The 13,395-nt window shown below is 56.0% G+C and carries 11 protein-coding genes; 9 read left to right on the top strand and 2 right to left on the bottom strand.

The window, feature by feature from the left end:
* The first annotated feature begins 235 nt into the window (after positions 1-235).
* The 9 genes from Fuma_RS04810 (at position 236) to Fuma_RS04765 (ending at position 11,438) form a co-directional block, all read left to right on the top strand.
* A complete protein-coding gene (locus Fuma_RS04810) occupies positions 236-1,867 on the top strand; it encodes a multiheme c-type cytochrome (RefSeq protein WP_077023143.1) in 1,632 nt (543 codons plus the stop codon).
* A gap of 640 nt (positions 1,868-2,507) precedes the next feature.
* Positions 2,508-3,779: a citrate synthase gene (locus Fuma_RS04800; protein WP_077023141.1), complete on the top strand. Its 1,272-nt coding sequence runs from the start codon at positions 2,508-2,510 to the stop codon at positions 3,777-3,779.
* A complete protein-coding gene (gene dapB / locus Fuma_RS04795; protein WP_077023140.1) occupies positions 3,779-4,579 on the top strand; it encodes a 4-hydroxy-tetrahydrodipicolinate reductase in 801 nt (266 codons plus the stop codon). Before Fuma_RS04800 ends, dapB begins: the two co-directional genes overlap by 1 nt.
* A gap of 330 nt (positions 4,580-4,909) precedes the next feature.
* The gene (locus tag Fuma_RS04790; protein ID WP_077023139.1) at positions 4,910-5,179 is read left to right on the top strand and encodes a type B 50S ribosomal protein L31; all 270 of its coding nucleotides are present in this window, start codon (positions 4,910-4,912) and stop codon (positions 5,177-5,179) included.
* Positions 5,180-5,365: 186 nt separating this feature from the next.
* Entirely contained in the window at positions 5,366-6,439 is a 1,074-nt protein-coding gene (prfA, locus tag Fuma_RS04785; RefSeq protein WP_077023138.1) for a peptide chain release factor 1, read from the top strand.
* 1 nt (position 6,440) lies between these two features.
* Positions 6,441-7,331, top strand: coding sequence for a peptide chain release factor N(5)-glutamine methyltransferase (gene prmC, locus Fuma_RS04780; RefSeq protein WP_077023137.1), 891 nt, complete (start codon positions 6,441-6,443; stop codon positions 7,329-7,331).
* Between the two features lie 79 nt (positions 7,332-7,410).
* Positions 7,411-8,745, top strand: coding sequence for a UDP-N-acetylglucosamine 1-carboxyvinyltransferase (murA, locus tag Fuma_RS04775; protein WP_077023136.1), 1,335 nt, complete (start codon positions 7,411-7,413; stop codon positions 8,743-8,745).
* A 124-nt stretch (positions 8,746-8,869) separates the two neighbouring features.
* Positions 8,870-9,652, top strand: coding sequence for a class I SAM-dependent methyltransferase (locus tag Fuma_RS04770; protein WP_077023135.1), 783 nt, complete (start codon positions 8,870-8,872; stop codon positions 9,650-9,652).
* A gap of 1 nt (position 9,653) precedes the next feature.
* On the top strand, positions 9,654-11,438 hold the full coding sequence (locus Fuma_RS04765) for a cation:proton antiporter (RefSeq protein WP_077023134.1): 1,785 nt from the start codon (positions 9,654-9,656) through the stop codon (positions 11,436-11,438).
* A 35-nt stretch (positions 11,439-11,473) separates the two neighbouring features.
* Here the strand turns inward: Fuma_RS04765 and Fuma_RS04760 are convergent, their stop codons facing one another.
* On the bottom strand, positions 11,474-12,763 hold the full coding sequence (locus Fuma_RS04760) for a glycosyltransferase family 4 protein (RefSeq protein WP_077023133.1): 1,290 nt from the start codon (positions 12,761-12,763) through the stop codon (positions 11,474-11,476).
* Positions 12,764-12,766: 3 nt separating this feature from the next.
* Positions 12,767-13,195: a YkgJ family cysteine cluster protein gene (locus Fuma_RS04755; RefSeq protein ID WP_077023132.1), complete on the bottom strand. Its 429-nt coding sequence runs from the start codon at positions 13,193-13,195 to the stop codon at positions 12,767-12,769.
* Between the last annotated feature and the right edge of the window lie 200 nt (positions 13,196-13,395).

Here is a 13,395-nt window from a genome sequence, read left to right as displayed (position 1 = left end):
TGTGGGGGTCATACTTGTTGTCGTCTTAGTTGCTTTGGGCGCTGTCGGGTACCTCTATCAACGACGACCGCCTGCCAAAGTCTTTGATGTCGATCAAAATCGGCCAAAGGCACGCGATTCGCGACATACAGCATTCTCCGTAACAAAGCCGAAGGCACCGTCAGAGGGTTTTGTTGGAAGCAATGCGTGTCGCTCGTGTCATCAGGAAATCTGTGAGTCATACTCGGATCATCCGATGGGGCGTTCCATGGCTGTCGCGACGGATGACGTTCCTCCAGTTACCGGTGAAGCGTCGCGATTTCGTGTCCGGCCGAGTGATCACGCCGATTACGACTTCGAATACGTGGCGTTTCTGAAGGATAAGACATTCATCCATCGGGAAACGGCGATTGATCGCGGCTCGAAACAGCAAATCTATCAACATGATGAAGTAGTTGACTTCGTGGTAGGCTCGGGAACCCGGGGAAAGTCTTATCTCATCAACCACGGCGGAGTGCTGATGCTGTCACCACTCACCTGGTACACGCAGGGGCACCGGTGGGATCTTTCGCCTGGTTACGAGCGGCAGAATCGTCATTTCCAGCGAAGAATTGTCGACGGTTGCGTTCAGTGTCATGCGTCTCGCGTCGCAAGTCGGCCTGAATCCACTCATTTGTTTGAAGAGAAGCCGTTCCATGAACTCGCGATAGGGTGCGAGCGCTGTCATGGGCCGGGCGAAGACCACATTGAGTTTCATTCTTTGGCTCACCTGCCAGCAGATCAAACCGACCCAATTACCAACCCGTCCGATCTGGACAACCAGCTGCGCGACCACGTCTGTCTGCAATGCCACCTCATCGGCGAATCTCGTCTGCTGCGTTACGGTCGAACCGACTTCGATTTCCGTCCCGGTGATCGAGTAACGGACGTCTGGACAACGTTCATGAAAGGAGCGGTCGTCGACGCAGACCAGACAGCTGAGGCGGTGAGCCAGGTGGAGCAGATGTTATCCTCTACTTGCCATCAAAACAGTGCTGATTTTGGGTGCGTTACCTGTCACGACCCGCATCGCCAGCCAGCCGAATCGGAAAAGCACAGCTTCTATCGAAGCCGGTGTTTAAAATGCCACGAAAACCAGGACTCCCAGTGCAGCGAAAGCTTCGCAGTTCGCGAGGCGATTGAAAACGCTGACTCTTGCATCTCCTGCCACATGCAAAGCCTCGAGGCGAATGACGTTCCCCACCTTTCTCAGACCGACCACCGCATACTGAGACGTCCGCAGGTTAAAACAGATCAGCAAACTCAATCTACACACTACGAAGTAAGAATTTTCGGTTTGGAGAATGCTCAGATCTCCGAAGAGGAAGTTGATCGTGCCCACGCGATTTTCATGTCGCAGACCGCTGAGGAAAAAAAGAGCACGTTGATGGCAGCTCAGGCAATTCCAAAGCTGGAAGAGTGGGTTGAAAACGTCCCGGACGATCTTCCCGCCCTTGATGCGCTGGGCGCGGCATATTCACTACTTGACGATGATGGGGCAACAGAGAGAACATGGCGGGCCGGTCTGAATCAGAAACCAACTGACGAGCGTTTCCTGAGGCGACTGTTTCTTCATTACCACGACCACGGTCGTACCGATGAAGCCATCCGCATCGGCCTAAGATTGTTGGAAGTCAACGCGAGGGACCCAGAATACCTTGGTCGCATGGCGCACCTGCTGGGGCAGAAGGGTCAGTTGACAAGGGCGGTTGAGTATGCAGAACGAGCTGTGCAGATCGACCCGCAAGCCGAACGAGTTCACAGCTGGCTGGTTGACGCATATCTGGCACTTGGAGACAAAGAGGCTAGTGATCGACATGCATCGATAGCGAAACAGCTTTCTAAGTGACACCGTTTTATGCATCAGCCGGAAAATGAAGGCACCTCCATTTTCCGGATTGAAACGGATGAACTGTTCAATCGGGTTGTCATTTTGAGACCGACGGGCAACAGCAAGTTTGCCGAGTCGGTGCCTGTAGCCGCGTCAATGATTCACGTTGAGTGAGCGCCGACTTCCCCGGATTTGCGCTTCAACCAGATGAAGCCAATGGCCGCTGGGATGCCGTCTCAGTAAATTGCCGGAATGACACAACATGTTGTGACACCCCGGCTCGCATCAAGTTCCGATGGCGGTTTGCTTGGGGAATCACGAAATTCGTGTGTATGAAACTGCCTGGGCCGAAAGCGAAAACTGTGCGTCTTGAGATTTTTCATTCGAAAGACAGCCGCTGAACGGGAGAGCGGTGAGTTTACTTTTTGGCCGCTGTTGATACCGTAAGCGTCCGGCGAGTGCCGCTCGTTTTGCGAGTCGCAGGGTGCCCGGGGCGAGCGCACGTCACGAAAACCTGCGCTACGAGTCCTGATGCCCATGAAGATCAAATCATGGTGCGATGTGGCCGTCCGGCCTGCGTGGCTGGTTGCCGGGCACGTGTGGAAACGCGGCTTTGACATCGCGACTGTTGTTGACAATTGAATTCAGAAAGTGATCCATGACCACGGCCAGTCTTTCTCTGGACGGTAAGAACTACGAATTGCCCGTTGTCACAGGCACCGAAGGCGAAGTGGGCGTCGACATCGGCAAACTGCGCGCTCAGTCTGCCGCAATCACGCTGGACCCGGGATTCACGAGTACCGGAGCGTGTGAAAGCAAAATCTGCTTTATCGATGGCGAAAAAGGCATCCTGCGTTACCGCGGCTACCCCATTGAGCAGCTGGCAGAGAAGTCGGACTTTGTCGAAGTTGCCTGGCTGTTGCTGTATGGTGAACTTCCCAACGCCGACCAACTGAAGAAGTTTCGAGGTCAGCTGACCTATCACAGCATGATCCACGAAGACATGAAAAAGTTCTTCGAAGGATTCCCCAATAACGCTCACCCGATGGCGATTTTGTCCGCCATGGTCGCTTCGCTGTCGACCTACTATCCGGAAAGCGAAACGGAAGAACACCACGACGAAAACATCGCTCGGCTAATCGCCAAGGTCCGTACACTCGCGACATACGCCTACAAGAAATCGATCGGCCAGCCGCTCACCTACCCTCAAAACAAGCTCCGCTACGCAGAGAATTTTCTGCACATGATGTTTGCGGTCCCGTGTGAAGAATACACGGTGAACCCCATCATGGCGAAAGCTCTGAACATGCTGCTGATTTTGCACGCCGACCACGAGCAAAACTGCAGCACGTCCACCGTGCGAATGGTGGGCAGCAGTCGAGCCAACATTTTCGCCTCAATTTCAGCTGGCATCTGTGCGTTGTGGGGACCTCTGCACGGCGGAGCGAACCAAGCGGTTCTGGAAATGCTGGAGATGATTGAGAACGATGGCGGCGATTACAAGAAGTGGGTTCAGAAGGCCAAGGACAAGGACGATGGCTTCCGCCTGATGGGCTTCGGCCACCGCGTCTACAAGAACTTTGATCCGCGAGCCACCATTCTTCGCAAGATGTGTGAAGAAGTGCTGGCCGAGCTGCACATCGACGATCCTTTGCTGCAAATCGCCGAGAACCTCGAAAAAGTGGCTCTTGAAGACGAGTACTTCGTCAGCCGCAAGCTGTATCCGAACGTCGACTTTTACAGTGGCATCCTGTATCGAGCGATGGGGATTCCGACAAACATGTTCACCGTGATGTTCTCAATCGGTCGTCTGCCTGGCTGGCTGGCTCACTGGAAAGAACTCCGCGATGAAGACAGCCGCATCTATCGCCCTCGCCAGGTTTATACGGGGGCCACAGAACGCGATTACGTTCCGATGGAAAACAGGTGATGCCGGACCTACTTAAAATCGCCGTCAACGGGGCTGCTGGCCGCATGGGACAGCGGATCACCGCGCTAACGATTGCCGACCCGGAACTGGAACTATCCGCAGCTTTGGAATACGCCGCCAGCCCTCAGCAGGGGCACGATGCCGGTGAAGTATGCGGCGCCGGCAAATGCGGCGTGACGATCAGTTCTGAGCTGGTTCACCGTGTGGACGCGGTCATCGATTTTTCGTTGCCTGAAGCACTCGACAGCATTCTGCCCGCCTGCGAAGAGCGCCAGATTCCGTTGGTGATCGCCACAACCGGCTACACGGATGCTCAGCGAGAACAAATCGCGGCAGCGGCAAACAGCACGCCGATCGTCATGGCTCCCAGCATGAGCATGGCCGTCAATCTGGTGATGAAGCTTGTCTCCGATGCGGCTCGCGTGCTGAAAGACAACACGGACGGCGTCGACGTCGAAATCATCGAACGCCACCATCGTTTCAAAGAAGACGCTCCCAGCGGCACGGCGTTACATTTCGGCAAACTTGTGGCCGAACAGATGGGGCAGGAAAACCACATCCACGGACGCAGCGGCCGACCGGGTCAACGGCCTCACAACGAAATCGGCTACCACGCATTGCGAACCGGTGACAACGTCGGCGAACACACAATTGTGTTCGGCATGATGGGTGAAACCATCGACCTGACCGTGCGTGGACATACCCGAGACAGCTATGCCTACGGCGCACTGGCAGCCGCCAAGTTCGTCGCTTCGCAGAAAGCCGGCCTGTACTCCATGAACGACGTCCTCGGCCTCTAGCCGGGCCGGTGTGCACCGGCGGGCGGTTGGCATGGCGGGCGTGTGAGCCGGGCGATGGCGGAAGCGCCGGCGATGCTCCCGGTGGTCGCTGGGAGGTGATGGCCACGGGGCCAAAAGCTATCCCTCCGAGGTTGAGCAAGTGTGTTTTCTGGCCAAAACTGACAAACTCTTGGGCAGAACTCACATGCCGCCCATTTTTGCTTGCTGATTTCACGACTCGCACTTACACTCCGCGACTTCGAAATTTCTCCACGTTCACTATTCACTCAGCGAGTCCCAGCTGCCGGTGTACTTGTCACCGGAAGGTCGTCGCTGAAAAGGCCAAGAGCAATGAAAAAAGACATTCACCCGGAATACCGTGATGTCATCTTCCAGGACACATCCAACGGAACTCGGTTCCTGATGAAGTCGACCATCAAGTGCAAGGAAAACGGCACGTGGGACGACGGCAAGGACTACCCGCTGTTCAAGGTCGAAATCACGTCAGCTTCGCATCCGTTTTACACGGGTAAGATGAAGTTCGTCGACTCAGCCGGTCGCGTCGAGAAATTCCAGAAGAAGTACAACTGGGGCAAGAAGAACGAAGAGACCGCCAAGTAGCGACTTCAATCCGGACATAACATTCAGGACGCGCACAGAGAACTGTGCGCGTCCTTTGTTTTTGAAAACTTTGTTCAAAGCGATTATTAAGCCCCTCAAAGCGACCATGTCTCGTCGCACCGCAAACGCGACAGCACGCTGTAGGTTTGAGTCAATCGCAGTCCATTCAGAATCAATGCGACAACCATGTTTCCCAGCCTCGAACAAAAACTTGCTCGCTACGAAGAGCTGGAAAAACAGCTTTTAGATCCGGACGTTCTGGCTGACATCGACAAGATGCTGGGCATCCAGAAAGAAATGGGCGGCCTTGCCAAGATCGCCACGGCGGTACGCGAATACCACACGCTGGAAGGCGACATCGAAGCCGCTCAGATGATGGTCGACGAGGAAACCGACGCGGATTCTAAAGCCTACGCCAAAGAAGAACTCGACGGCCTGATCGCTCGTCGAGACGCGATGGCGGAAGAACTGGAAGACCTCGCGACCTCAGGCGATTCCATCACGCGTGGTTCGTGCATCATGGAAATTCGAGCGGGCACCGGCGGCGACGAAGCGGCTCTGTTTGCCAAAGACCTGTACGACATGTACATGCGGTACTGCGAACAGAACGCGTGGAAGGTTGAACTTCTCGAATTCAACGCCACAGAATTAGGCGGCATCAAAGAAGCCGTCTGTTCCATCAGCGGCGAAGGCGCGTTTCATTCTCTGCAGTTTGAAAGCGGAGGACATCGTGTTCAGCGGGTTCCCGAAACGGAAACTCAGGGCCGAGTTCACACCAGCGCTGCGACGGTGGCTGTGCTGCCGGAAGCGACGGATATCGAAGTCGAGATTGATCCGGAAGACCTGCAGATCGACACGATGCGAGCGGGCGGTCCCGGCGGTCAGAAAGTGAACAAGACCGAAAGCGCCGTCCGGATGACGCATCTTCCCACCGGCATTGTGGTGAAGATTCAGGATGAGAAAAGTCAGCATAAGAACCGAGCGAAGGCGATGCGAGTTCTCAAAAGCCGCATCCTGGAAGCTCGACAGGACGCTGTCGACGCCGAACGCGCAGAAGCCCGGCGGACGCTGGTGGGTTCAGGCGACCGCAGCCAGCGCATTCGCACTTACAACTTTCCTCAAAACCGAATCACCGATCACCGCTGTGGCTTGTCGATCCACAAACTGGATCGAATTATTCAGGGCGAGATGACAGAATTGATAGACGGACTGCTTGAGTTCGACCGACAGGAACGGCTGAAAGGCAACGCTAAAGACTGACATGACCGATTCCGCCGCATCAACGGACGACGTGTGGACCGTGCAGAGAATTTTGCAATGGACGACCGACTTTCTTGAACAAAAATCGGTCGAATCGCCTCGTCTGGAAGCGGAACTTCTGCTGGCTCACGCCCGCAACTGCAAGCGGATCAACCTCTACACAGACTTCGAAGCCGAACTGTCCGACGACGAACGCACGAAGATGCGGGACTTTGTCAAACGCCGAGCCGTCCACGAGCCACTGGCGTACATTACAGGTCGGAAGGAATTCTACGGACGCGATTTTTCCGTCGGAGCGGGCGTGTTGGTGCCGCGTCCGGAAACCGAAACGCTGGTCGACATCTGTCTCGACCACCTGCCCAAAGATCAGCCGATGCGAGTCTGCGAAATCGGATTTGGCTCAGGCTGTATCGCAGTCACGTTGGCCAAACAGCGTCCCAACGCCACCATCGTGGCGTGCGATGTCTCAGAAGCGGCCGAAAAGTTTGCCGCAGAAAACGTTGCGACTTACAAAGTCCAATCGCAGGTGGAACTGGTCAGCGGAGATGGCATCGCTGCCATCCAGGCACACACCAGCGAACCGTTCGACGGGATTGTGAGCAACCCACCATACATTCGAGAAGACGAATTCGCGGCGCTTCCTGTCGATGTGGCCGAACACGAACCGCGCGAAGCGTTGGTGTCCGGCGATGATGGGCTTGAGCTTATTCGTCGGTTGATTCCGGACGCTGTTTCGATTCTGAAGCCCGGCGGCTGGATGGTGCTTGAGGTCGACCCGGCTCAGTGCGAAACGGTCGCTGGTTTGTTCCGGGAAGCAGGATTTGAGTCCACGAAAATTCACAAAGACAGCTTCGATCAAAACCGCATTGTTGAGGCTCGACGGCCGGGATAGAAAAAACAACGCGAACTTGTCGTCCATTTTGTGAGCGACAAGGTTTTCTTCAGTCGAGAGAAGAAGGGGCACGGAGCGAATGGATATGCTCGTCATTCAGGGAGGTGCGGCGCTGCAGGGCGATGTGACGGTGGAAGGTGCCAAGAACGCCGCTCTTCCCATCATGGCCGCCGCGTTAGCTGTGCGAGGCGACGTGCGATTGGGCTGCGTGCCGGACCTTGTCGACGTGCACACGATGACTCAGTTGCTGCAAAGCCTTGGCGCGGAGGTGGATCGATCAACCCCCAATTCTGCAGTCATCAATGCTGACAACGCACAGGGCCACGTCGCCGATTACGAATTAGTCCGACGCATGCGTGCCAGCATTTGCGTACTCGGGCCGTTGCTGGCACGGCACGGGCGGGCTCGAGTTTCTCTGCCGGGCGGCTGCAATATCGGGCATCGGCCGATCGATTTGCATCTTAAAGGATTGGCGGCATTGGGAGCAGATCTGCGGATCGAAGCGGGCTACGTTATTGCGACAGCCGCGCAACTTCGCGGCGCGGAAGTTGATCTGTCGGGACCGCACGGCAGCACCGTCACAGGCACCTGCAACGTGATGGTCGCCGCAGCGTTGGCGAAGGGCCAGACCGTCATTCGATCGGCGGCATGTGAGCCGGAGGTCGTCGACGTCGGCAGGTTCCTGATCAACGCTGGGGCGAAGATTTCTGGACTCGGTACCCCCGTCGTTGAGATCGAAGGTGTCGATAGCCTCACGGGCAGTGCTCACAAAATTCTGCCCGACAGAATCGAAGCCGCCACGTTTGCAATTGCTGCAACCGCGACGCATGGCAGCATTCGATTAAAAAATGTGAGACCTTCTGATCTAACCAGCGTCACGAATGCATTGAGTGCGATGGACGTTGAGGTTTCTTCCACAGTTGACGAACTTCGGATTTCAACACCACGTCAACTAAAGCCCGCCAACATCACGGCCCGGCCGTTTCCAGGCATACCAACGGACACTCAAGCGCAATTTATGGCGCTATTGGCGACGATCCGAGGCCGCAGTGTGGTCACTGATGGAGTGTTCCCTGACCGCTTTATGCACGCTTCGGAACTGCTGCGGATGGGCGCACACATTCGTCGTGTTGGAGCGTCAGCGGTTGTGACCGGAGGCACTCGGCTATCCGGAGCCAGCGTCATGGCGTCCGATTTGCGAGCCAGCGCGGCGCTGGTGATTGCAGCATTGACGGCAGACGGAGAAAGCCAGATCCGCCGCATCTATCATCTGGATCGCGGCTACGCAGGACTCGAGACAAAACTTAACGCTCTGGGAGCGAACGTGCGGCGTGAGTCGGACCGGCAACAGCCATCCGCCGTCAAAGCTCCTCACTATTCATCGCAGTCCGCACGACAGCGAACGGATTCCTGAAAGAGAAAAACAGGCGACCGTCGCCGCACCGCATGACCGAGTTCCGGTGATCCGCTAGACTTCCTGCCGTAAACTGGCACCTTCCGAAAATGGCGGCACGTCGCGACTCATTGCGGGCGAGGAAATGACTGAGACAATTCAGGGCAGCATCTACGACTACCCAAAATACTACGACCTGTTATTCGGGTCCGACTGGAAGGCGGAGTTCGACTTTCTGGATGCCTGCTTCCCGAAGCACGCCGGTCGTAAGGTCAAACGTGTGTTTGAGCCCGCCTGTGGCACGGGCCGGTTGCTGATTAAAATGGCGAAGTCTGGCTACGAAGTCGGTGGCAACGACTTAAACTCGAAGGCCATCGACTTCTGTAACGATCGTCTGGAACGCTTTGGTTATCCACGCAGCACGGTTGTGGAAGACATGGCGGACTTCAAAGTGAAAAAGAAGTTCGACGCCGCCTTCAACCTGATCAACACGTTCCGCCACCTGCCAACAGAAAACGCGGCTCAATCGCACCTGGAATGCATGGCCGCCGCGCTTAACAAAGGTGGACTTTATGCGCTTGGCATTCACCTTGACCCAACCAAGGGTGAACGCATGGAAGAAGAAAGCTGGTCCGCTCGCCGAGGCAATCTGGCCATCACATCGTACATGTGGTGCAAGGGCCTTGACCGCAAAAAGCGAATGGAGCACCTCGGCATCACCCTTGATATCTACACGCCCACCAGCCACAAGCGAATCGTCGATCACATGGACTACCGCACGTATAAGCATGCTCAGTTCAAATCGTTGCTGAAAAAAGTGGGAGCATTTGAAGTAGCGGCCGTCTACGACTTCAGCTACGACATTGATGCGCCGCATAAAATCACCGCGGAATCCGAAGACGTCGTTTTTGTACTGCGAAAGATATGACGTGACCGAAAGCGAAAAGATTTTAGTAGCCCTCTCCGGCATTTTCGTGCTGGGGATCGGCAGCCAATGGGTGGCGTCTCGACTTAAAGTGCCATCCATCTTGCTATTGCTGCTGACGGGAATTCTGGCCGGTCCGGTCTTCAATCTCGTCAATCCGGGCCAACTGCTGGGCGACTTGCTGTTGCCACTGGTTTCGCTGTGTGTGGGGATTGTGCTGTTCGAAGGCAGCCTCAGTTTACGCATTAAAGATCTACGGCAAATCGGGCGACCGTTGATCATGCTTTTGACCGTTGGCGTGCTGATCACCTGGGTCACCTGCACTTTGGCGGCGTGGTGGATTCTGGATTTCAACGTTTCGTTAGCGCTGCTGATCGGCGCGATTCTTACGGTGACCGGCCCGACCGTTGTGGGGCCGATGTTGCAGCACATTCGGCCCATTGGTCAGGCTGGACCGATCGCTCGCTGGGAAGGAATTGTTGTCGATCCCATCGGTGCCGTTCTGGCGGTGCTGGTTTTTTCTGTTTATCGGCCGGTTCAGAATGCCGATTTTGACGGCGCCGCATGGACAGCGACGGTTGGCTTTCTGAAAACGATGTTCGCCGGCAGCGCGATCGGCGTTGCGGCGGCGCTACTGCTGATAGTGATGTTGCGCAGGCACTGGATTACTGACCACCTGCAAAGTTCGTTCACGCTGATGATTGTCGTCGCGGCCTTCACTTGTGCGAATTTGATCAAACACGAATCAGGTCTTGTCACGGTGACGGTCATGGGAGTCATCCTGGCCAATCAGCACGTGGCGTCGATGCGACATATCATCGAATTCAAAGAAAACCTAAGCGTGCTGCTGATCTCCAGCCTGTTCATTCTTCTCTCTGCACGGCTGGAACTGCGTCAGTTTGAAAAGCTTGGCTGGCGCGGGCCAGCGTTTGTGGCATTCGTGATTTTGGTGTCTCGCCCGTTAAGCGTTATGGTGTCGACCATTGGTGCGGGCCTGAAAATTCAGGAGCGACTGTTCTTGTCGTGGCTGGCACCTCGAGGAATCGTGGCGGCGGCCGTGGCGTCCGTGTTTGCTCTGGAACTGGCCGGCGAAGACAAGCTGGTGGCCGCTACCTTTTTGGTGATCATCGGCACCGTCATCACCTACGGATCGACCGCTGCCTGGGCGGCTCGCAAACTGGGACTTAGCGTCGCCGACCCGCAGGGAGTGCTCATCGGCAGTGCTCATCCAGCGTCGCGAGCCATCGCGGTGGCGCTACAGGAAGCGGGCGTGACCGTGCGGTTGGTGGATCGCAATCCACAACATCTGAGCATGGCTCGCATGGAAGGTCTGTCGACTTTTTACGGCGACATGCTGTCAGATTCGATGCATGAAGAACTGGACATCAGCGGCATCGGGCGTTTTCTGTCGATGACGCCGAACGATGAAGTCAACAGTCTGGCGGCCAGCCACTTTACAGAACGGTTTGGCCGTTCCAATGTGTATCGCTTAAGCGCCCCGCCTGAACGCAGCAAGCGTCGCGAAAAGTCTGCGGAGGTATTGAAGGGCCGCGTGTTGTTTTCCAACGAAGCAACCTACCACTACCTGGACCAGCGATTTGAAGCTGGCGCCATCATGAAGGCGACACCGCTGACGGACGAGTTCGGATACGAAGAGTTTCGCGACCGCTATGGCGACGCGGCATTGGTGATGTTTGTTCTGGAAGGTGATCAGGTAACAGTCGTCTCGACCGACCTGGAACCAGTGTTCAGACCGGGCCAGACACTGATCGCCCTGGTCGATCATTAGCAGCCACTCGCTTGCTGTATCACCTTCACGCAGTCCTAAAGACTGCGGATCGTCTCAACCAGTTGCTCAGCCGTGGCCTGCATGGCGAACGCAGCGTAAACTCGCTGCGGCAGTGTGGCAGAATTGTTCGGCGTGCGCGCGAGGTGCTGCTGCAAGCCTTCGACGAGGCCCGATTCCGTTGTGGCGTCGTACAACGTGCCGTGGCCCAACGCTTCTACCAATTCCGGAAACGCGCCGTGATTCGGTAGCAGTGAAGGGACTCCTGCGAGTCCGGCTTCAAGCACGTACAGGCCCTTCGGTTCGTGATAGTCGGTCGGCACGCATAACAAATCAAAGCTACTGTAGATACGAAATTTCTCAGAGCGTCCGGCCGGGCTTCCCAGCCAATGCACACGGCCTGGCGCGACTGCCGATGCTTCTGCCAGCAATCCTTCGAACCACTGTGTCGACTCTGCCGGAAGATAACCTGCAACCGCAAATTCGGTATTGGGGAATTCGGTCAGGACGTGCTTCGACGCCGTAAGAAAGTTCTGCACTCCTTTTTCACGGCAGATTCTGGCAAAGAAGCCGACGCGAATTTTGCGATCAACTGAGGCTGCTCGATCGACAGTTTCCGGCGGCGGATGCGGCACAACGTCGGCAGGATCGATACTGAGCGGTATCTGGCGGAACTTTTCAACCGGCACGTTCAGATAGCCCGCCATGAAATGGCGGTAGAAGCGGCTGTGAGTCAGAAAGCCATCGAACAGCTGGCAGTTCGCCTGAAGCTGTTTCATGACTCGCGGCTTCCACTTCGCCGTCAGTCCTTCCAGAAAGATGTCGTCGCCCTGCAGCAAGCATAGGATCCTGCCGTTAAACCGAGGCCGCAGTTCGGTGAGGACTCCGGACAGCAACGCATTGCTGAAGATGATGACATCTGGCTTCAGTTCGTCGCACAGATAGTTGACGAATTCATGAATTTCACGCCGCTGCGGCCCGGCGTCGCCCTTGAGCATGTCCAGGGTCAGCGATCCGAGTTTCGATGCTTCTGTGCCGCCACCGAACTTTGTCAGGCCGCGAATGATCGACGGACGGTTCAGCCACGACGTCATCCACCCGGGGAGTCGCCTCCAGCCTGGCAAGACCGAATCCAGATAAACGTTGACTCCGCCCAGAAACACGCGATCCACGCTGACGTCTTCTTCGTCGACCGTGATTGGCGTGTAAGTCGGAACCAGAACGGCGTCTTCACCGGCCAGTCGCAATGTGCGAGCGAGCGTGTTGTCCTGCATGCATGAGCCGCAAAACATGCCTGCACCGCCAGCCGTGATGATGGCAATTCTCATCGGCTACCCGGCAATAACTGGCAGGCTGACCGGGTCGTCCACCGTGCGGCGTGGACGGACAGGCAGGACGGCGTGAGCGTACTCCCAGATTTGATCGGGCGTTTCGAACAGCTTTTCATGAGCTGCGTCATTGTCGTATTCGCAGTCGTCCGTGGTGTACTTACGGCAGATGCTCGGCCGAGTTTCATACGCGCCGCAGAAGTTATTGGGGAGAAGATGTTCGCAGTCGGCGTGGACCATGATGTACCAACTGCCTTCGTCCACAAACATACTGACCGAACCGTGCATCATGTACCACCGAATGTGGTCATAGTCTTCCCAGGTCGTGGGCGTTTCGATCGGCAATGCGAAATAGCGACAGCATTTGCCGGTACAGTACTGGCAAAGAACTTCGCCGTCTTTCAGTTCTTCTCGTTTTACCTGAGTACGCATGGTGGTTTTATCGTAGGGAAGGGGAGGTGAAACACCGTTCCAGTTTAGGCAATCCCGCCATGAATTGATGGCGGGGGCGACTATAAATGTGGATCAGTGGTTGATGATAGAATCATTCTGTAGCGATCACAACGAAACGCCGGGTTTGGTCGAATTCGCCACTGAGGGCAATCGATAGGCGTTGCAAACGTTCACGTTGG

This window comes from Fuerstiella marisgermanici, assembly GCF_001983935.1.
Classification (GTDB): domain Bacteria; phylum Planctomycetota; class Planctomycetia; order Planctomycetales; family Planctomycetaceae; genus Fuerstiella; species Fuerstiella marisgermanici.
Note: the sequence above shows the minus strand (reverse complement) of the source record. Positions and strands in the feature narration are given on the sequence as shown.

Coding starts and splice junctions, on each gene's coding strand:
- Fuma_RS04810 (WP_077023143.1), top strand. CDS start 236: ATGGGGCGTTCCATGGCTGTCGCGACGGATGACGTTCCTCCAGTTACC.
- Fuma_RS04800 (WP_077023141.1), top strand. CDS start 2,508: ATGACCACGGCCAGTCTTTCTCTGGACGGTAAGAACTACGAATTGCCC.
- dapB (WP_077023140.1), top strand. CDS start 3,779: ATGCCGGACCTACTTAAAATCGCCGTCAACGGGGCTGCTGGCCGCATG.
- Fuma_RS04790 (WP_077023139.1), top strand. CDS start 4,910: ATGAAAAAAGACATTCACCCGGAATACCGTGATGTCATCTTCCAGGAC.
- prfA (WP_077023138.1), top strand. CDS start 5,366: ATGTTTCCCAGCCTCGAACAAAAACTTGCTCGCTACGAAGAGCTGGAA.
- prmC (WP_077023137.1), top strand. CDS start 6,441: ATGACCGATTCCGCCGCATCAACGGACGACGTGTGGACCGTGCAGAGA.
- murA (WP_077023136.1), top strand. CDS start 7,411: ATGGATATGCTCGTCATTCAGGGAGGTGCGGCGCTGCAGGGCGATGTG.
- Fuma_RS04770 (WP_077023135.1), top strand. CDS start 8,870: ATGACTGAGACAATTCAGGGCAGCATCTACGACTACCCAAAATACTAC.
- Fuma_RS04760 (WP_077023133.1), bottom strand. CDS start 12,763: ATGAGAATTGCCATCATCACGGCTGGCGGTGCAGGCATGTTTTGCGGC.
- Fuma_RS04755 (WP_077023132.1), bottom strand. CDS start 13,195: ATGCGTACTCAGGTAAAACGAGAAGAACTGAAAGACGGCGAAGTTCTT.